The organism is Acidovorax sp. BL-A-41-H1, assembly GCF_051942715.1.
In genome coordinates this window covers 23,577-42,569 of the sequence record NZ_JBPVJQ010000014.1, presented here as the reverse complement: position 1 = coordinate 42,569, position 18,993 = coordinate 23,577, and the positions used below count along the sequence as shown (strand labels likewise).

Sequence of the window (18,993 nt, the reverse complement as noted above, 5' to 3'; positions counted from 1 at the left end):
CATGACAGGAGACAAGCCTTGCCATCCACCCGCTGGAGTCACTGCGGCACTGAAGACCTGAGCGTCTTGCAGACCATCTTCTGGTCCGCAGGCGCGTCGCGCAATGCGCTGGCGCAGCGCTTGGCCTATTCCAAGAGCAAGGCCAACGCCATGGTCGCGGCGCTGCTGGACGAAGGCCTGCTCGACGAGGTAGGCCTGCAGGAATCCTCTGGCGGCCGGCGTGCCGAAACCCTGCGTCTGAGCGAAACCCTGGGCGTGGTGATTGGCGCCGACCTGGGCGCCACCAGCATGCAGGTGGCAGTGATGCGGCCCGATATGACGGTGCTGGCACGGCACCGCGAGCCGATTGATGTGCGCCAGGGGCCGGGCGTGATCCTGGCGCGGGTGCGGGGGCTGATGCGGGAGCTGCTGGCGCGCTGCGGGCTGGCCGCCCACCAGGTGATTGCCATTGGCATGGGCGTGCCGGGGCCGGTGGATTTTGAAAGCGGGCAGCTCGTCAACCCGCCGCTGATGCCCGACTGGGACGGCTTTTCCATCCGCGACTACCTGCGCGAGGCGTTTGCCGCGCCGGTGTTTGTGGACAACGATGTGAACCTGATGGCGCTGGGCGAGATGTACCGGCTGCAGCGCAATCTGCCCAACTTCTTGGTCATCAAGGTGGGCACGGGCATTGGCTGCGGCATCGTGTGCCACGGGCAGGTGTATCGGGGCGCCAATGGCTCGGCAGGCGATGTGGGCCACATCTGTGTGGACCAGCACGGCCCGCGCTGCCACTGCGGCAACCAGGGCTGCGTGGAGGCCATGGCTGCAGCGCCCGCCATGGCGCGCATGGCCGTGGAGGCTGCGCAGCGCGGTGAGAGCGCGCTGCTGGCCGAGCGGCTGCAAAGCACGGGCACGCTGACCATTGAAGACGTGGCCCAGGCCAGCCGCACGGGCGATGTGGCGGCCAACGCCATCATCCAGCGCGCGGGCAGCCTGGTGGGGCAGATGCTGGCGTCCATCGTCAACTTCTTCAACCCGTCGCATGTGTTCATTGCGGGGCGGGTGACGGACATGGGGCCGCTGTTTTTGGCGTCGGTGCGGCAGAGCGTGTACCACCGGTCGCTGGCGCTGTCGACGCGGCACCTGGAGATTCAATACGCCCCTCTGGCTGACGATGCCGGTGTGGTGGGCGCGGGCGTGCTGGCGATGCAGGAGAGCCTGTCGCGCGCGGGCTCGGTGGCGGGTGCGGGCGTTGGAGCAGTTGTAGGAACAGGGGCTGTGCGATGAGCGTAGCCGTCGAGTTCCGCAACGTCACCAAAGAGTTTGGCCCGGTGCGCGTGCTGCACGGCGTCGGCTTTGCGCTGCAGCCGGGCAGGGTGTACGGCCTGCTGGGCGAGAACGGCGCGGGCAAGTCCACGCTGATGAAGATTCTGGCGGGGTACGAGAGCCCCACCACCGGCGAGGTGGTGGTGGACGGCGCGGTGCGCGCACCGGGCGGCGGCTCGCGCGCGGCCGAGGCGCAGGGCATTGTGCTGATCCACCAGGAGTTCAACCTGGCGGACGACCTGACGATTGCGCAGAACATCTTCCTGGGCCATGAGATCAAGCGCGGCCCCTTCCTGGACGACAAGGCAATGCGCGAGAAGACGCGCGCTGCCTTGGCGCAAGTGGGCCTGCCGCTGGACCCGGACACGCGGGTGCGCAAGCTCATAGTGGCCGAAAAGCAGCTGGTGGAGATTGCCCGCGCGCTGGCCCGCAATGCGCGCCTGCTCATCATGGACGAGCCCACTGCCACGCTGACCCCCGGCGAGACGGAGCGCCTGTTTGCGCTGATGGCGGGGCTCAAGGCGGCGGGCGTGACCATCATCTACATATCGCACAAGCTCGACGAAGTGGAGCGCACCACCGACGAGGTGGTGGTGATGCGCGACGGCCTACTGGTGGCGCGCGAGGCCACGGCCAGCGTGACGCGGCGGCAGATGGCCAACCTGATGGTGGGCCGCGAGCTGGCGGATTTGTTCCCGCCCAAGCTGCCTGCGCCTGCGGGTGGAGAGCCCGCCATCAAAGTGCGCGGCCTCACGGTGCCGGGCTGGGCCGAGGACGTGAGCTTTGACGTGCGGCGTGGCGAGATCCTGGGCTTTGCCGGGCTGGTGGGCGCGGGCCGCACCGAGCTGTTCGAGGGCCTGCTGGGCCTGCGCCCGCGCTCGGCCGGCACGGTAGAAATTGCTGGCAAACCCGTGCAGCTCAAAAGCCCGCGCGATGCGGCGCGCCACGGCCTGACGTACCTGAGCGAAGACCGCAAGGGCAAGGGCCTGCATGTGCATTTCAGCCTGCGGCCCAACCTGACGCTGATGGCGCTGGAGCGCTATGCCAAGCCCTGGCTCGACCCGGCGGCCGAGCAGGCTGCGCTGCGCGATGCGGTGCAGGAGTTCGGCATCCGCACCGGGTCGCTGGAGGTGCGCGCGTCGTCGCTGTCGGGCGGCAACCAGCAAAAGCTGGCGCTGGCCAAGGTGCTGCACCCCGGCCCCAGCGTGGTGGTGCTGGACGAGCCCACGCGAGGCGTGGACGTGGGCGCCAAGCGCGAGATTTATCACCTGGTGCAGCGCCTGGCAGAGCAGGGGCTTGCGGTGGTGGTGATTTCGTCCGAACTGATGGAGCTGATCGGCCTGTGCCACCGCGTGGCGGTGATGCGCGCCGGGCGGCTGCAGACCACGCTGCAAGAACCCCATTTGACCGAAGAGGAGTTGATCGCCCATGCCACAGGTACCCGCTGAAAACACCGCTGCCCCCCAGGCGGGCGGCAGCCGCCACGCCGCTGCGGCCGCCACCGGTGCCAGCGCCTGGTGGGGCAAGCTGCACGGCCTGGGCCCGGTCATCGGTCTGGTGCTGCTGTGCATTGCCGGCACGCTGCTCAACAGCAACTTCGCTACTTACGACAACGTGATGAACGTGCTCACGCGCACGGCCTTCATCGGCATCATCGCGGTGGGCATGTGCTTCGTCATCATCTCGGGCGGCATCGATTTGTCGGTGGGGTCGATGGCGGCGCTGATCGCGGGCTCGGTCATCTTGTTTATGAACGCGATGGCGCCCGTGCTGGGCTCGCCCATGGCGGCCGTGGTGGTGGGCATGCTGCTGGCGGTGGTGCTGGGCGCGGTGTTTGGGCTGGTGCACGGCCTGCTCATCACCAAGGGGCGCATCGAGCCCTTCATCGTCACGCTGGGCACGCTGGGCATCTTCCGTGCGTACCTCACGTACTTTTCGAACGGCGGGGCCATCACCCTGGAGAACGATCTGTCGGACATCTACAGCCCGGTGTACTACGCCAACCTGCTGGGTGTGCCGATTCCGGTGTGGGTCTTTTTGCTGGTGGCTGTCATCGGCGGCGTGATCCTGAACCGCACGGCCTATGGCCGCTATGTGCAGGCTATCGGCTCCAACGAGCAGGTGGCGCAGTACGCGGCGGTGGACGTGCACAAGATCAAGATCCTCACGTACATGCTTCTCGGCGTGTGCGTAGGCATCGCCACCTTGCTCTACGTACCGCGCCTGGGCTCTGCATCGCCCACCACGGGCCTGCTGTGGGAGCTGGAGGCGATTGCTGCCGTCATCGTGGGCGGCACGGTCTTGAAGGGCGGGGCGGGCAGCATCACCGGCACGGTGGTGGGCGCCATCCTGCTCTCGGTCATCAGCAACATCCTCAACCTCACCAGCATCATCAGCGTGTACCTGAATGCGGCGGTGCAGGGGTTCGTGATCATCGCGGTTGCCTTCATGCAGCGCGGAAAGCGGTGATGGATCTTCGGTTTTCTCGGTAGGTCGTTTGACTTTCGTGTTCCCCAGCCGGCCAGCTTCCATGGCCATATTCCAAAGCAACAGGAGACAACGCATGAACAGCAGCCAACTTTCTTCTTTCACCCGCCGCCTGGCCCTCTCGGCCGTGGGCGCCGCCGCCTTGGCATTGGCCGCCCCTGCCATGGCGCAGGCCAACAAGACGGTGGTGGGCGTGGCCATTCCGTCGGCCACGCACGGCTTTACCGGTGGCATCGTGTACTGGGCCAACCAGGCCAAGAAGGACCTGGAAAAGGCCCACCCCGGCCTGCAAGTCATCGTCAAGACGGCAGGCGGCGCGCCCGAGCAGGCCAACCAGTTGCAAGACTTGGTGACGGTGAACAAGATCAATGCACTGGTCATCTTCCCGTTCGAATCGGCGGCGCTGACCAAGCCCGTGGCACAAGTGAAGGCCAAGGGCGTGTACGTGACGGTGGTGGACCGGGGCCTGACCGACACCAGCGCGCAGGACGCGTATGTGGCGGGTGACAACACCGCGTTCGGCAAGATTCCGGCCGAGTACATCGCCAAGGCGCTGGGCGGCAAGGGCAACGTGGTGGCCATGCGCGGCATTGCGACCACGCTGGACAACGAGCGCATGGACGCGTTCAACAGCGTGCTGAAGAACCACCCCGGCATCAAGCTGCTGGATGCCAAGTACGCCAACTGGAACCGCGACGACGCCTTCAAGGTGATGCAGGACTACCTGACCCGCTTCCCGCAGATCGACGCCGTGTGGGCGGCTGACGACGACATGGCCGTGGGCGTGCTCAAGGCCATCGAGCAGGCCAAGCGCAAGGACATCAAGCTGGTGTTTGGCGGCGCGGGTGCCAAGGGCATGATCAAGACGCTGATGGATGGCAGCAACCCGCTGATCCAGGCCAACGTGTCGTACAGCCCCAAGTTCATCTACGACTCGATCAAGCTCACGGCCGAGGCGCGTATCAAGGGCGAGAAGTTGCCCGCCAACACCATCATTCCGTCGGTGCTGATCACCAAGGAAACGGCGAAGGATTTCTACTTCCCCGATTCGCCGTTCTGATGGTGTTTTGAATCAAATAGGCCTGTAGCGCTTATTCATCAAGCGCAAGCAGCTATTGAAAAGATAGCTGCTTGCCGCTTGTACATCCGCAACCACACGCCCTTGGAGCCGCCATGCCAAGACCCGTCACCCTTTTCACCGGCCAATGGGCCGACCTGCCGCTGGCAGAACTCGCGCCGCTGGCACGCAGCATGGGCTACGACGGCCTGGAGCTGGCCTGCTGGGGCGACCATTTCAACGTGCAGGAGGCGCTGTCGTCGCCCCAGTACGTCAAAGACAAACACGCACTGCTGGCCCAGCACGGCCTGCAGTGTTTTGCCATCGGCAACCACCTGGTGGGGCAGGCCGTGTGCGATCTGATCGACGAGCGCCACCAGTCCATCCTTCCGCCCCATGTGTGGGGCGATGGCGAGCCCGAAGGCGTGCGTCAGCGCGCAGCGGCCGAGCTGTCGGACACAGCGCGCGCTGCCGCCAAGTTTGGCGTGAAGACGGTGACGGGCTTCACCGGATCATCGGTGTGGCATTCGATCTATGCCTTTCCGCCCACCACGCAGGCGTATTGGGACAAGGGCTTTGCTGATTTTGCGCAGCGCTTTGGCCCCATCCTCGATGTGTTCGAAGAGAACGACATCAACTTTGCGCTCGAAGTGCACCCCACCGAGATCGCATTCGACATTGCCTCGGCCGAGCGCGCGATTGCAGCGGTCGGCGGCCATAAGCGCTTCGGCTTCAACTTCGACCCGAGCCACCTGGCCTACCAGGGCGTGGACTACATCAGGTTCATCCGCCAGTTTGCCGGCCGCATCTACAACGCCCACATGAAGGACGTGTGGTGGGGCAAGGGCGACGGCACGGTGGGCGTGTTTGGCGGGCACACCAGCTTTGGCGATGCGCGGCGAAACTGGGACTTTCGCAGCGTGGGGCGCGGGATGATCGATTTCGAATCCATCATCGTCGCGCTCAACGACATCGGCTACCAAGGCCCGCTCTCGGTGGAGTGGGAGGACAGCCGCATGGACCGCGTGCACGGCGCCACCGAGAGCGCGGGGTTCTGCAAGCGGCTGGATTTCAAGCCCGCCGCCGGTGCATTCGACGCCGTGTTTGCGCGCGACAAGCAGGCTTAGCCGCACCCCTGCATAAAACCGATAACAACAACACACAGCGAGCAAAGGCGTTTCGTATGTCCAGTCCTAGAAAGCTCCGCTACGCCATGGTGGGCGGCGGCCACGGCGCGTTTATCGGCGCTGTGCACCGCAAAGCCATGGCGCTCGATGGCCAGTTCGAGCTGGTGGCCGGCGCGCTGTCTTCATCGCCCGAGCGGGCGCGCGCATCCGGCGCCGAACTGGGCCTGGCGGACGACCGCAACCACGGCAGCTGGCAGGACCTGCTGGCCGACGAGCTGCGCCGCCCGGCGCATGAGCGCATCGACCTGGTAAGCATCGTCACCCCCAACCATGTGCACCACCCGGTGGCGCTGGCGTTTGTGCAGGCGGGCTTCCATGTGGTGTGCGACAAGCCGCTGGTGCACACCCGCGCGCAGGCCGACGAGCTGGTGGCCGCCGTGAAGAAGGCGGGCACCGTGTTCGGCGTGACCTACAACTACACCGGCTACCCCATGGTGCGCGAGGCGCGCTACCTGGTGCACAGCGGTGCGCTGGGCACACTGCGCAAGATCACCGTCGAATACAACCAGGGCTGGCTGGCCACCGCCGTGGAAGAGGGCGGCGCCAACAAGCAGGCCGACTGGCGGCTGGACCCGGCGCGCAGCGGCAGCGCAGGCACGCTGGGCGACATCGGATCACACGCCGAAAACCTGGCCGCCACCGTCACCGGACAGCACCCCGCCTGGGTGTGCGCCGACCTCACCACCTTTGGCGCCGGGCGCAGGCTGGACGACGACGCCCAGCTGCTGCTGCGCTACGACAGCGGCGCGCGCGGCTTCATCGTGGCATCGCAAGTGGCAGCCGGGCTGGAGAACGACCTGCGCCTGCAGGTGTCCGGCACGCTGGGCACCATCACCTGGCGGCAGGAAGAACCCAACCAGCTCATCCACTCCCCCGTGGACGGCCCGCGCCGCATTCTCACGCGCGGCTCGCCCTGGCTCAGCCCTGCCGCGCTGCAGGCCGGGCGCATTCCTGCGGGCCACCCCGAGGCCTTCATCGAAGCCTTCGCCAACGTCTACCTGGGCGTGGCCGCCGACATCCGCGCACGGCAGGCAGGCACGGCGGCCGACCCGCTGCACGCCGACTACCCGCGCGTGGAAGACGGTGCGCGCGGCGTGCGCTTCATCGAGCGGGTGTTGGCGTCTGCGGCCAGTGAGCAGAAGTGGACAGCGGTGGGGTGAGCACCTGCACCAGCACACCACATCCCGTCTCTCCAAGTCTTCGCATGCTGTGAGTTCTTCTGAGCCGTTGGCTTTGGGCATGCGTCGCCGTGTCTCCGGCAAAAAAGGGTAGGGCGTGCACTCTTAGCCTGTTCCGGGCGCGCCGTTTTCACACGGCTTCCATCCAAGTTCGAACGCTTGCGCGCGCTATCCAGTCGCGCATGTTTGTCGCAGCTTTGCGCCTAGGTTTTCAACGCCAAAACCTGGTGCTGACAGCCCCTTGAAAACCCTTGTTTTTCCAATAGTTAAAAACTACCAATCATTGAATTTGATTGTTTGTTTTTGTTGCTGTTGTGTCACTAATACATACGCACTATGGCATCGAGAGCCTGCATGCGCGATGCTTGCGCACCTTCTTTTGAAGACAGAAAGTTAGTCAGGTTGGGTGTTAACTTATTGATTTGAATAAGAAAAATCAATGATTTCTTGTTTTGGAGGGCTGCCGTTTTTCGGTGCTTTTCTGGGCAGCCGGGTACGGTTGATGAGGGCTGAACAGTCCGGTTGCTGAGCCCAGTTTTGATTTGTTAACTTTCGTTACGTTTAGTAATCTTCGCGCTCACTCTTCTTTCAACGCTTGAGGAAATCATGCGATCACTTCTCTCCGTTCTGCCTGCTCGGCGCATGCACTGTTCTCCCGGTAACCGAGCGACGCAGGGTGGTTTTACCCTTGTGGAATTGGCTGTTGTGCTGGCGGTCATCGGCCTGATCATTGGTGCGGTTGCCATTGGCAAGGATGTTCAGCGCAACGCCGAATACACCAAGATCAAGAACAAGTTCATCGACCAATGGGAGCAGGCATACAACCAGTACTACCAGCGCACGGGTGTGGTGGTGGGGGACAGCCAGACATCGCCCCGCATCATGGTCAATGGAGCTGCCTATGTGGCTGCTGCGGGCGAGCCGACGTCCGGTGGCGACATGAGTGCTGCAGCCTTGCCTCCACCTGTCTGCGCGCACACACCCGAAGCAGATGCCGTGATTCGTGACTCTGCAAACGCTTTCGTTGCGAACACCAACGATCTGCGCCAGCACATGACGCGAACTGGCATCCGCATGCCCCCCGGCCGTGCTGAGGGGCAGGAAGACCTTTTTGTGTACACCGATACCAACGGCTCACCGCAGGAAATCCAGGTGTGTTTTCAGTGGAATCGACCGAGCACCCCTGAAGGCGCGGGCAATGTGATGGTGATCGCAGGGCTCACGCCTGACCTGGCTCGCATGCTGGATCAAATGATCGATGGCAAGCCAGATGCGCAGGAGGGTCGCTTCCGCCTGAGGGGAATAGCCAACGGAACGCCCAATGGACCTGGTGTTGAGTGGTCCGCCAATAACTCCTATGGCCGTGGTGCGGCAGCTCCCACCGCCTCCGGCGCGGGCAACACCCGCGACGAAGAACAGGTCATCACCCTGACCGCCATCTACAAGATGAATCAGTAATCGGGGCGAGGAAAACACCATCATGAAACAAGTATTCAAACACCTGACCAGCCGCTCGCGCGCCGCGCGCCAGCAGGGTTTTACGCTGGTCGAGCTGGCTGTTGTGCTGGCGGTCATTGGCCTGATCATTGGCGCGGTCGCCATTGGCAAGGATGTTCAGCGCAACGCCGAATACACCAAGATCAAGAACAAGTTCATTGACCAGTGGGAGCAGGCGTACAACCAGTACTACCAGCGGGCTGGCGTGGTACTGGGGGACAACCAGACTGCACCACAGAACATGGTGAACGGTGAGAACTTTGCGGGCCGGTCGGGGCGCAACATGACGACGGTGACGCCTCCCGGCGCGATTTGTGACAAAGCCATCAGCCAGCGCATGACCGCGCGGGTGGGGGATCGCACGGATTTGCGCGTTCTCATGACCCGTGCCGGTGTTCGTATGCCCCCGGGCCGGGCCGAAGGCCTGGAAGACCGCTATGTCTACCTGGACACCAACGGCAATCCTCAGGAAATCCAGGTTTGCTTTCAGTGGAATGTCCCGTTGGCCAGCGGATCTGCAGACAACGCTGTGGGCGAAGGGGCTGGCAACGTGATGATCATCACGGGCTTGACGCCCGATCTGGCCCGATCACTGGATCAGATGATTGATGGCAAGCCCGACGAGCGCGAAGGCCGTTTCCGCCGCCAAGGGGTGGCGAACAACGCGGGCGGCAGCCCCATCAATGGGCCAGGCCAGGAATGGCAGGCCACCAACCGTGACCTGATTGGCACCAACAACAACCGCAGCTTCGATGAAGACCAGGTGGCCATTGTCACGGCCATCTACAAGATGAATCAGTAGAGCGTCCTTGCTGCCATTCAGTCCGTATCCCCATCCGTATCGAACCATTGCCGGAGATTTCTAATGTCTAGAACCCATTCATTTCGCAAGTTGGGCCGCAAGGTCCAGCAGGGCTTCACGCTGGTCGAACTGGCGATTGTGCTGGCCGTCATTGGCCTCATTATTGGTGCCGTGGCCATTGCCAAAGATGTTCAGCGCAACGCGGAGTACCAGAAGGCGGTGAACAAGTTCGCCTACCAGTGGAAGATGGCCTATGACCAGTACTACCAGCGTACGGGCGTGACTCTGGGTGATTGCCAGCAAGCGCCCACCTACATGGTCAATGGCGCAGAGACCGAGATTCCGGCTGGCACCAATGCCTGTACGCGTGCGGGGTCTATGGCTGTGGCGGGAATTCCCGAGAATTTTGCCAACCGAGGTCTCAAAATTTGCAGCGGACAAGGGTATACCGCCGGCCAGGCGGGCGCGGGTGACGCAGCCCTGGCGACCCAGAACCTGCGTACCCTGATGACGCGCGCTGGTGTGCGCATGCCCCCAGGCCGGGGCGAAGGGCATGAGGACCGCTTTCTCTATATCGACTCCAATGGCAATGCGGTGGAGTTGCAGGTCTGCTTCCAGTGGAACACCTCGGGGACTGCCAGCGGTGCGGGCAACGTGATGGTGATTCGTGGCCTGACTCCCGATCTGGCGCGCTTCATGGACCAGGTGATTGATGGCAAGCCCGATTCGCGTGAAGGCCGCTTCCGCATTCAGAGCCGCCCCGCGCACAGTGCTGCTGCTGAAGCCAACGCGCCTGGCACGCAATGGGAGGCCAACAACACAGAAGGGGTGAACATCGCCAACACCGCTGCTAACAGCGCGATGACCAACAGCGACGCGCGCCAAGCGGTCGTCAATACCAGCGGCAATGCTGGTGGAACAGCCACGGGGCGCACCTTTGACGAGGATCGCGTCATCCTGCTGACTGCCCACTGGACGATGGAGCAGTAATTGAACGGCGCCCGCACGTTCAAGCTTGCCTTCCTGGCACTGGCGACAGCCCTGTTAGGGGGCGGAGCCTGGTTGGCGCACGGTGGACTCAAGCGACTGGCTTGGGAGCGCCAGCAGTTCGCTCAGCTCCAGCTGGAGTTGGACAGTGCCCGCCGTCTGATCCCCGAGGTGCAGCAGCGCGAGAAACTGGTGCGCTCAATCAAGGACGTGGCGCAGCAGGTGCAGCGGATGGGATTTGATCCTGCTCAGTGGGGCGAGCGCAGGCTGCGCCGCGCCCAGGGGCCCGCTACCCGCGCGGAGGCTGCCCAGTTTCTGGGAGAGCTTGGTCGTGGCGGTGCAGGCCAGATTTTCATTGCCGATGTATTCGATATCGCCACCGTGTCCCCTGAGGCAAGCCTTTTTCAGCCACCACAGGCTGGCGATCAGGGACTGACGCTGGGCGTTACGGGCACGCTGCACTTTCAGACCGTGTCTGTATCTCAACCTCCATCGCCTAGGGTGACCCCATGAGCGCCGAACATGTGTATCGCGTTGCCAGTGCCGGATGGTTGCACTGCCATGGCCACCAGGCACAGGAGGTGCCAGCCTGGCCAAGGTTGACGCACAGCGCGCTGGTGGTGCTTGACCTGGATGATGTCTTCACCGATGTGTGGCGGTTTGAGGGCAAGGCGGAGTACGCCACGGCGCTGATTGAAAAGCGGGTCCGTACCCAAGGGCTGGTGGAGGGGGTGGCACACGTGGTTGTTCATCGCCTGGTCAAGCTGCCAGGCGGTTTTCAGGTGTTCTTCTCGGCCATTTCGCTGGACCTCTGGCAGCGTTGCACGCAGTGGGCGCAAGAGCAGTCGGACCATTGCCTCGTGATGATGGCGCCTGGACTCCTCTGCCACGGAGTGAAGTTGGGTAACGCGCGTTTGATGCTGTCCCAGCGGCGGGTGATGTGCTTCATCGAGACCGAGGAAGGCATGGCGTTTGGCTCTACCCAGGCCCTGGGTTCCGGCGCTTCGGCCATGGCGAGCGCTGCCCAGGTAGTGACTGCCAACCACAGTGCCCTTTTGGCACGCCTCGGACCCGATGCGGTGGAGTGGGGGGCGCTGTGGACACAGCAGCCTTCTGATGGCGACAGCTGTCTGGCCGCTTTGCGCGCTGTGTTGGGTGGCGATCCTGCCGTTCTGCCACCTCAAGAATTGGTACTGGCAGGGGAGCGTGTGCACACCGTATTGCCCAGGCTGGCACGGGAGGCAGCCGGGCGGCACGCCCTAAACCCTGTGGTTGACCGGTTGGCGTGGCGGTCCGAGCGTTGGGTGGCTCCAGTCGCTGTGGTAACGGCCGTGGTGGGGGTTGTCCTGGCCATTGTCGGCGTGCTCGTGGGGCAGATGGCTGAGCAGCAGCAGGCAGTGGGCCAGGGCCAGCGCGCAGAGTTGAGCGCGCTGCGCGACCGCATTCAGGCGGTGTCGTCTGTGGAGGCACCGCAGAAGCTTTTGCCTGTGGCGGAGTTTTCGCGTGCTTTGGATGAAGGGGCTCGGCACGATCCCGTGGCTTTCATGGCGCTGCTCAAGGCGTCTTCAGGAAAGGACATTCGCATCCAGCGTGTGCGCTTGGAGACGACCACTGGCCAGTCCCGCGTGCGTGCTTTCCGAGTGGATGGCGTGATGGCGCCGGGCGCATCAGCGGCAGTGACGCGATGGGTGTCGCAACTGGTTGCGGCGGGCTGGACGCTCAAAGCCGTGGATCCGACCTACACCGTCCCTGGCGCCTTCTCCTATGAGCTGGTGGCAACGGCAACAGCATCAGGAAACGTGAAACCATGAAATACGCGGCATTGCTCTTGAATGGCCTCGCCATTCTTCTTTTGGGGTGGGGCCTTTATGGGGTGTTCCAGTTGACGCAGGCTCGGACCCCGTCTGTACGCCCTGTGACGGCGGAGCTGGCGCCTTTGCCAGCGGCCTTGCGCACCGACCAGGCACGGGTTGCTGACGCTTTTGATGCGATGGCACGCGTGCAGGCGCAGGCTTCTCGCGCAGGGACTGACCCGCAGGGGCTGATTGCTTTGCCCTTGCCAGGCAGCGATGTGGTGGGAAGCGTGCAAATGCCACGCCGATCCTTGTCCCTGCACATGGACGATCTGGCGGCAGAGACCCAGTCCGTGGTGATCGATGGTCACCTTGCACGGCAGGGCTCGCGTTTGGAGGGAGGGGGGCGCGTTGTTCGCGTGCAACCCAATGAAGCCACGGTCACAGAGCGGCTGGGGCGGCAGACCCTGACCTTGCCTTCAGGCGAGTTGCGGGTTGGAACGTTGCGATGGGCCGATGGGTCCCTGGCCAGCATCAACACCCAGGAGTTCCGTGCGGGGGTTCCGGGGGGGCAGGTTGGCCCGATCAGGAGCCTGCCATGACGACAGCACGCAGGTATGCAGGCATGTATGGATGTGGTGTGACCAGGTGTTCCGGCCTGTCGTGTGACCGCATGGCCTTTTCCTCACGACAACTTCAAGAATCACGCGAGTAGCGCCAAGGACAGCGATATGAACAATCCCCCGTTTTTCAAGCCTTTGGCCCTGGTTTGTGCCGCTCTGGTACTGAGCGGGTGTGCCAACCAGCCGCCGCGCAGCGCCGCGAGCTTGCCTCCGCCCGATACAGCGGCTGCAGATCAGATGCGCGAACACGCCGCACAGGAGGCGCAAAGGTTGCTCGCACACCAGCAGATGTTGCTGGCTGAAATTAACAAAACAACCGTGGCGCCTGTCATTGCGCCAGTAGCTCCCGTGTTTGACCCTCTGGAGGGCAAGCTGATCAATGTGGCGATGTCCAAGGCCAGCATCAGCCAGATCCTGAGTGCGTTCGCTGACGCCGGCAACCTGAATCTGATTGTGGACCCGAACGTTTTGAAGGGCGGGCAACTGGCGGACATGCACTTGCGCCAGGTGACGTTGCGTGAGGGGTTCAATGAAGTCCTGCGCACCTACGATGTGGCAGGGGAGTTTCGGGGCAACACCTTGCGGGTGAATCTCACTGAAGAAAAATTCTTTGCACTGAATTTCCTGAACACCAAGTCCAGCATCCAGATGGGGTCTGGTGGCAACGTGTTTGGCAATAGCAATTCGGGCGGCAGCGGAAGCAGTGGCAGCAGCGGCTCTGGCGCCCAGCAGGGGAGCCTCACCATGGCGGGCTCCGGGGGCTCCAATACCGACCCCTATCTGGAACTGGAAAGCGCGCTCAAGTCGGTCCTGGGAGACAACACTCAGGAGCGGGCGGCCCAGCAGCAACAGCTGCAGCAGCAGAACATGAACCTGTCGTCCGCCGCTGGAGGCGTCCCAGGGTGGCCCGGTGCGCCCACGCCCGGCAAGCCAGCGCCTTTGCCCCAGGCCCCCTTGGCCACGATGGGAGAAGACAGTGGCTTCACTCTGAACAAGATGACCGGGACGCTTTATGTGAAAGCCCGGCCATCCAAGATGCGCGCTGTCGAAAAGATGCTGGCTCAGGTGCACAAGGTACTGGGCAAGCAGGTGTATGTCGAAGCGCAACTGATTGACGTGCAGCTTTCGGACAACTTCGAGTTTGGCGTGGACTGGACTTCGCTGCGCAGCCGTCTGGCTGCGGGGTTTGGGTCTTCGCCCATGCAACTGGGAGGCAGCACCGGGACGCTACCCAACGCTGCGTCGGGGTACCCAGCACGTGCCATCTCGATTCCTGCAGCACTGATCGGCAGCGTGGCAGGCCCTGCCCTGGGTGTTTCCTACCAGGGGAGCAACTATGGGATCGTGATCAACGCGCTGCGTTCGTTTGGCAATCTGAAAGTGCTCTCCAACCCCAATGTCCAGGTACGCAATGGAACGCCTGCGCTGCTGTCTGTGGGGACCAGTTCACGCTATGTGTCGCAGTCGGCTTCTACGCAGACCGTGCCCGGCGGTGGTGCTTCTACGACGTCGTCGAGCGTGCAGACAGACACGGTGTTTTCCGGTGTGATGGTGGGCGTGCTTCCCATGGTGCGTGATGATGGGCGCATTGAGCTGATGCTCAACCCGATGCAAAGCGATGTGGATCCTGCCAGCCTGCAGTTGGTGGCTGTGGGGGGGAGCAATTTGGTCTCACTGCCCAAGGTCAGCTACAAAGGTCTGACCACCACCCTGAACGTTGGGGATGGTGATGTGGTGGTGGTTGGTGGGTTGATTGACCAGCGCAGCTCCAGCAACGACCGGGGCGCGCCGGGTGTGTCGGATGTTCCTCTGCTGGGCAAGTTGTTTGGCAACGAAAACAAGGTGCATGGCAGCCGTGAGTTGGTCATCGTTCTGCGGGTGCGTGTGCTATGAGCCTCATCCACGACGCGCTGAAATCCATGGACGCGCCCCAGGGCCCAGCGCCTGCCGCAGCGCGTGCGCCCGCAAGTGCGCCGCGTCGCCGTCCGGCCTGGCTGGATGCCCTGGTCGCTTTCGGCGTAGTGTTGGGAGCGGGTGTGCTGGGTTGGTTTGTTTGGCAGAACCAGCGACAGCCTAAAGCCGATTTCACCCCTGCCGCAGTGGCGCCTGCGCCCAAACCAGCCATGCTTGACGGTGCTGCCCCCTCCAGCGTTGCAGCCGCAGCGCCGACGGCGACTGAGGCAATTCAGCCTGTGCAAACGAGTCCCGTAGCCGCAGCTCCTGTAGAGCCCGTTGCCAAGGCCGGGCCTGTGGCCGCGGCTGCGTTGCCGACCCCGACCGTCCTGAGTTCGGGCGCGCAGTCGAACGTGTCGGCAGTCCCGGCCCCGTCTCCTGCACCTGCTGCGAGGAGCGTTGCCATTGCCAAAGGCGCAGTCTCTCCTCCTTCGGGTGACCAGCCATCAACGTCCGTGCAAGCCTCTGCGCGTGTGGCACCTGTGCGGCAGCCTTTGCGGGGGAGCAATTCCGCAGCCCCCGTTGCTCCTGCCCCTGCCGTGGACGATACCCCGGTGGAACTTCGCTTTGCCCGATTTGTGGCGGCCATGAAGGAAACGCGGACCCAAGATGCCGAGCGTGAACTGGCGGCGCTTAAAGAGCGCTTGCCAGCTGGTTCTTTGGGGTTGATGCGCGCTCAGGCGTGGTTTGACCTGCGGGCCGGGCGTGATGCGGCTGCGGCAGACGGGTACCGCTCCATCCTTGAGCGCATGCCCGGAGATGAGGAAGCGGCTATCAATTTGGCCAGCATCCAATCTCGCCAGCACAAAACGGAAGAAGCCCGCGCCACGCTGGATGCGGCAGCGCGGTTGCAGCCAGACTCCGCCGCTTTGCGTGCGGCCCTGGCACAGTTCACTCCTGCGGCGCGGCAATGACCAGCAGCTCCATCTACGCGACGTTGGGGTTGTCGCGCAACCCGTTTCCACCCACACCGGATGCGGGCTCGTATTTCTTTACCCCCCGGCTGGAAGAGGACTTCGCCGAGATCGCCCACTGCATTGAAGCTCGCAAGGGCTTTGTGTTGCTGACGGGGGAGGTAGGACTGGGTAAAAGCACGCTGGTGCGGCGTTTGCTGGATACCTTGCAGGGAAAGAACTGTCACTCGGCCCTGATTCTGAATACGTTCCTGCAGGACAGCGCTCTGCTGTCGGCCATTCAGACCGATTTTGGGCTTCCGCCGACGGAGTCGGTGGAACAAGGTTTGGCACACCTGACGGATTTCCTGATTGCTGGGCACCAAGCTGGCGAGATCAAGCTGTTGGTCATAGACGATGCGCAAAACCTGAGCGTGGAATCCCTGGAGCTGGTGCGCCTGCTGTGCAACTTGGAAACAGGCCAGGAAAAGCTCTTGCAGATACTGCTGGTGGGGCAGCCGGAGCTGGAGCAGACGTTGGCAATGCCGCAGTTGCGCCAACTCAAGAGCCGCATCGTCAAGCACGCGCGTTTGAGTGGTCTGCACAAGGACGAGGTGACCCGCTACTTCGATTTTCGTGTCAACGCAGCGGGCGCTGAAGGGCGCCTTTCTTTGGAGCCAGCAGCGGCTGAGGCATTGCACCGGTCTACAGAGGGCAATCTTCGCCGGATCCATCTGGTGCTGGACCGTTGCCTCTATGGCCTGGCCGGGGCGCGCGCATCGGTGGTGACTGCTGCTCTGGTGCAGCGTGCAGTTGCCGACCTGCCCGCGTTGGGGGACGAGGTGGTTGCAAACTCGCCTCCGCAGCCTGAGGTCTGGCGCCGCAAAGCCTGGATTCTCGCGGGAGTGCTGGCTGGAACCACGGCGACAGTGGCTGTGGCAAGTTTTGCGTTTGGGCCTTCGCAGGTTTTTTCTCCCGCCGTTTCCGAGGAGGGGAGCGTGCCGGTGGCAAGCACTGTGGCGCCCGCCAGCCAGCCCCAGCCCGCTGTGGTGGGTGGGCAGGTCACGCCCCCCGCAGACCCGCCTTCTCCTCGCCGGGTGTGTGAAGCCCAACTGCAGGCCATTGCTGCAGCAGGCGAGGTGGTGCACGTGCAGCGCCTGCCCGATGGGGTTGTGGGTTCGTTGAAGTCTTCCCCCCGCTTTTGCAGATTCTCAGTAGAGAAAGAGTCCTGGGTGGCATGGCTTGGCAAGGATGAAGCGCGGCACATCGTTGCTGCGCAGCAGGCCACGCGCAAGGTGCAAGGGCAGCTCAAGGGCATGGGGCTGCTGGACCCGCGCGAATTGGACGATGGATTTTTTGGCTCGAAGACAGGGGAGGCTCTCGCCCGCTTTCAGCAACGACATGGGTTGCCCCCCACGGGAAAGCCTGACGAACTGACATTCTTACTTCTGGAGCATCAGGATGCATCCCCCCGCTGAATCATTGCTGGAGACGTCGGACCCGCTGCTGCCTGCCGGTGCGTCGGCCGCAGAGCGCCTTGCAGTGCTGAAGGAAAAGAGCCCTTCCCTGGGCGCTGCGTTGGTCAATGCGGGCCTGGTGTCGGCCGTCGCCATCGACTATGTGCTGCAGAAGCAGAAAATCGAAAAGGTGCCCATGGGCAACCTTTTGGTCGAGCTGGGGTTTGCCAGTGCGAACGACGTGGCGCGCCAGCTGGCCGAGCAACGCGGCCTGCGCTTCGTCAACGCCGACGAAATGCCGGAGCCCGACACGGCGGTGGCAGGGATCTTCAATCGGTCTCTGTGCTTGACCTATGGATTTCTGCCGGTGCGGGAAAACAGCGAAGGGCTGATTGACGTTGTGCTGGGGGATGCCCAGCCGGATGCCGTGACCGAGCTGGTGCAGCGCAAGCTGGGGAAGGCATGCCACTTTTTCCAGGGCGAGTTTGACAGCGTGGCCCAGGCGATTCAGCAGCACTATTATTTTGCTGAACATCCTCCGGCCCGTTTGGTTGAGAGCGAAGTGCGCAAGCTGGAAGCGGATGTGGACCGCGCCTACAGCCCCTCGCGGCTCTTGGAGCACATGTTGCATCTGGCGGTGCGCGAGCGTGCAACCGACATCCATCTGGCACCCACGGCACGCAGCCGTTCGGTGCTGCTGCGGGTGGACGGAGTGTTGCGACCTGTGTTCGCGCTGTCGCCTGCGTTGGATCGCCTGGTGGTCTATGTCAAGCTGCAGGCCGACATGGATGCCAGTGAGCAGCGCTTGCCGCAGGACGGCAGCTTCACTGCCCAGGTGATGGAGCACAACTTCACCATCCGCGTGTCCACGCTGATTTCCGAGTTTGGAGAGCGCATGGTGCTGCGCCTTTTGCCGGAGCGCAGCAACCTGGACAAGTTGACCGACCTGGGTTTTCTGGAGGAAGACGTGGCGGTGATGGCCAAGGCTTTTTCCAAGCCCCACGGGCTGATCCTTATCACTGGCCCCACCGGCTCGGGCAAAAGCACCACGCTGCATGCTGCACTGCGCATGCAGCCCCTCATCGAGCGCAACGTGCTTACCGTGGAGGACCCGGTGGAATACCGCGTGCCGGTGGCCTGCCAGACCGAGGTGAACCGGCGTGCGGGCTACGAGTTTGCCAATGCCATGCGGCACTTTTTGCGGCATGACCCCGACATCATCCTGGTGGGGGAAATCCGCGACTCTGAAACCGCGCGTGCGGCACTGGATGCGTCTTCTACCGGGCATCTGGTGCTCTCCACCTTGCACGTGGGCAGCATTTTTGGCGTGATGCCACGGCTCAAGTTGCTGGGTGTGGATACGGAAACCATTGCGGAGAATCTGGTCGCCGTGATCAATCAGCGGCTGGTGCGCCGCGTTTGTCCGCACTGTGCCAAACCGCGCGCGGCGACCGACGACGAGCGCCGCTGGCTGGGGTATGCCAATGGGGCCGAGCCTCTGCAGGTTTTCCATGGGATGGGCTGCCACCACTGCCGCGACACCGGTTATCTGGGGCGGCTCCCGGTCTACGAAATGCTGGCAGTCAACCGCGATCTGGCCGATGCCATTGCTGCGGATGCTCCCCGGTCCGAGATGCGCCAGCGCGCCGTGGCTGCGGGCATGCGGCCGATCCTGACGCTGGCGCGCCACCGCGTGCTGGCGGGTGAGACCACCATGGAAGAAATCCTGCGCACAGTGGGTGAGGACTGAGTCCTTTCGGGCGGAACCATT

General features: G+C 63.4%; 15 protein-coding genes. All 15 read left to right on the top strand.

The window, feature by feature from the left end; translation table 11 throughout:
• The first annotated feature begins 18 nt into the window (after nt 1-18).
• Nucleotides 19-1,269, top strand: coding sequence for an ROK family transcriptional regulator (locus ACTPOI_RS25945; RefSeq protein ID WP_440114527.1), 1,251 nt, complete (start codon nt 19-21; stop codon nt 1,267-1,269).
• On the top strand, nt 1,266-2,756 hold the full coding sequence (locus tag ACTPOI_RS25940; protein ID WP_440114524.1) for a sugar ABC transporter ATP-binding protein: 1,491 nt from the start codon (nt 1,266-1,268) through the stop codon (nt 2,754-2,756). The genes ACTPOI_RS25945 and ACTPOI_RS25940 overlap by 4 nt, the downstream gene beginning before the upstream one ends.
• Nucleotides 2,737-3,777: an ABC transporter permease gene (locus ACTPOI_RS25935; protein WP_440114521.1), complete on the top strand. Its 1,041-nt coding sequence runs from the start codon at nt 2,737-2,739 to the stop codon at nt 3,775-3,777. Before ACTPOI_RS25940 ends, ACTPOI_RS25935 begins: the two co-directional genes overlap by 20 nt.
• A gap of 94 nt (nt 3,778-3,871) precedes the next feature.
• A complete protein-coding gene (locus tag ACTPOI_RS25930) occupies nt 3,872-4,855 on the top strand; it encodes a substrate-binding domain-containing protein (protein ID WP_440114518.1) in 984 nt (327 codons plus the stop codon).
• A gap of 113 nt (nt 4,856-4,968) precedes the next feature.
• The gene (locus ACTPOI_RS25925) at nt 4,969-5,979 is read left to right on the top strand and encodes a sugar phosphate isomerase/epimerase family protein (RefSeq protein ID WP_440114515.1); all 1,011 of its coding nucleotides are present in this window, start codon (nt 4,969-4,971) and stop codon (nt 5,977-5,979) included.
• A 56-nt stretch (nt 5,980-6,035) separates the two neighbouring features.
• Nucleotides 6,036-7,199, top strand: a complete 1,164-nt coding sequence (locus tag ACTPOI_RS25920) for a Gfo/Idh/MocA family protein (protein WP_440114512.1) — start codon at nt 6,036-6,038, stop codon at nt 7,197-7,199.
• A gap of 624 nt (nt 7,200-7,823) precedes the next feature.
• Nucleotides 7,824-8,675 (top strand): type II secretion system protein, encoded by an 852-nt coding sequence (locus ACTPOI_RS25915; RefSeq protein ID WP_252658638.1) that lies wholly within the window; start codon nt 7,824-7,826, stop codon nt 8,673-8,675.
• 22 nt (nt 8,676-8,697) lie between these two features.
• Nucleotides 8,698-9,516, top strand: a complete 819-nt coding sequence (locus ACTPOI_RS25910; RefSeq protein ID WP_252658639.1) for a type II secretion system protein — start codon at nt 8,698-8,700, stop codon at nt 9,514-9,516.
• 90 nt (nt 9,517-9,606) lie between these two features.
• Nucleotides 9,607-10,506: a type II secretion system protein gene (locus ACTPOI_RS25905; RefSeq protein ID WP_440114507.1), complete on the top strand. Its 900-nt coding sequence runs from the start codon at nt 9,607-9,609 to the stop codon at nt 10,504-10,506.
• Nucleotides 10,507-11,016, top strand: a complete 510-nt coding sequence (locus tag ACTPOI_RS25900) for a hypothetical protein (RefSeq protein ID WP_252658641.1) — start codon at nt 10,507-10,509, stop codon at nt 11,014-11,016.
• Nucleotides 11,017-11,120: 104 nt separating this feature from the next.
• Complete coding sequence (locus tag ACTPOI_RS25895; protein WP_440114504.1) at nt 11,121-12,314, top strand: hypothetical protein; 1,194 nt, start codon at nt 11,121-11,123, stop codon at nt 12,312-12,314.
• 953 nt (nt 12,315-13,267) lie between these two features.
• Complete coding sequence (gene mshL / locus ACTPOI_RS25890) at nt 13,268-14,812, top strand: pilus (MSHA type) biogenesis protein MshL (protein WP_252658645.1); 1,545 nt, start codon at nt 13,268-13,270, stop codon at nt 14,810-14,812.
• 599 nt (nt 14,813-15,411) lie between these two features.
• Complete coding sequence (locus ACTPOI_RS25885) at nt 15,412-15,786, top strand: tetratricopeptide repeat protein (RefSeq protein ID WP_440114501.1); 375 nt, start codon at nt 15,412-15,414, stop codon at nt 15,784-15,786.
• Nucleotides 15,783-17,243, top strand: a complete 1,461-nt coding sequence (locus tag ACTPOI_RS25880) for an ExeA family protein (RefSeq protein WP_440114498.1) — start codon at nt 15,783-15,785, stop codon at nt 17,241-17,243. The genes ACTPOI_RS25885 and ACTPOI_RS25880 overlap by 4 nt, the downstream gene beginning before the upstream one ends.
• On the top strand, nt 17,227-18,972 hold the full coding sequence (locus tag ACTPOI_RS25875; protein ID WP_440114495.1) for a GspE/PulE family protein: 1,746 nt from the start codon (nt 17,227-17,229) through the stop codon (nt 18,970-18,972). Before ACTPOI_RS25880 ends, ACTPOI_RS25875 begins: the two co-directional genes overlap by 17 nt.
• The last annotated feature ends 21 nt before the right edge of the window (nt 18,973-18,993 follow it).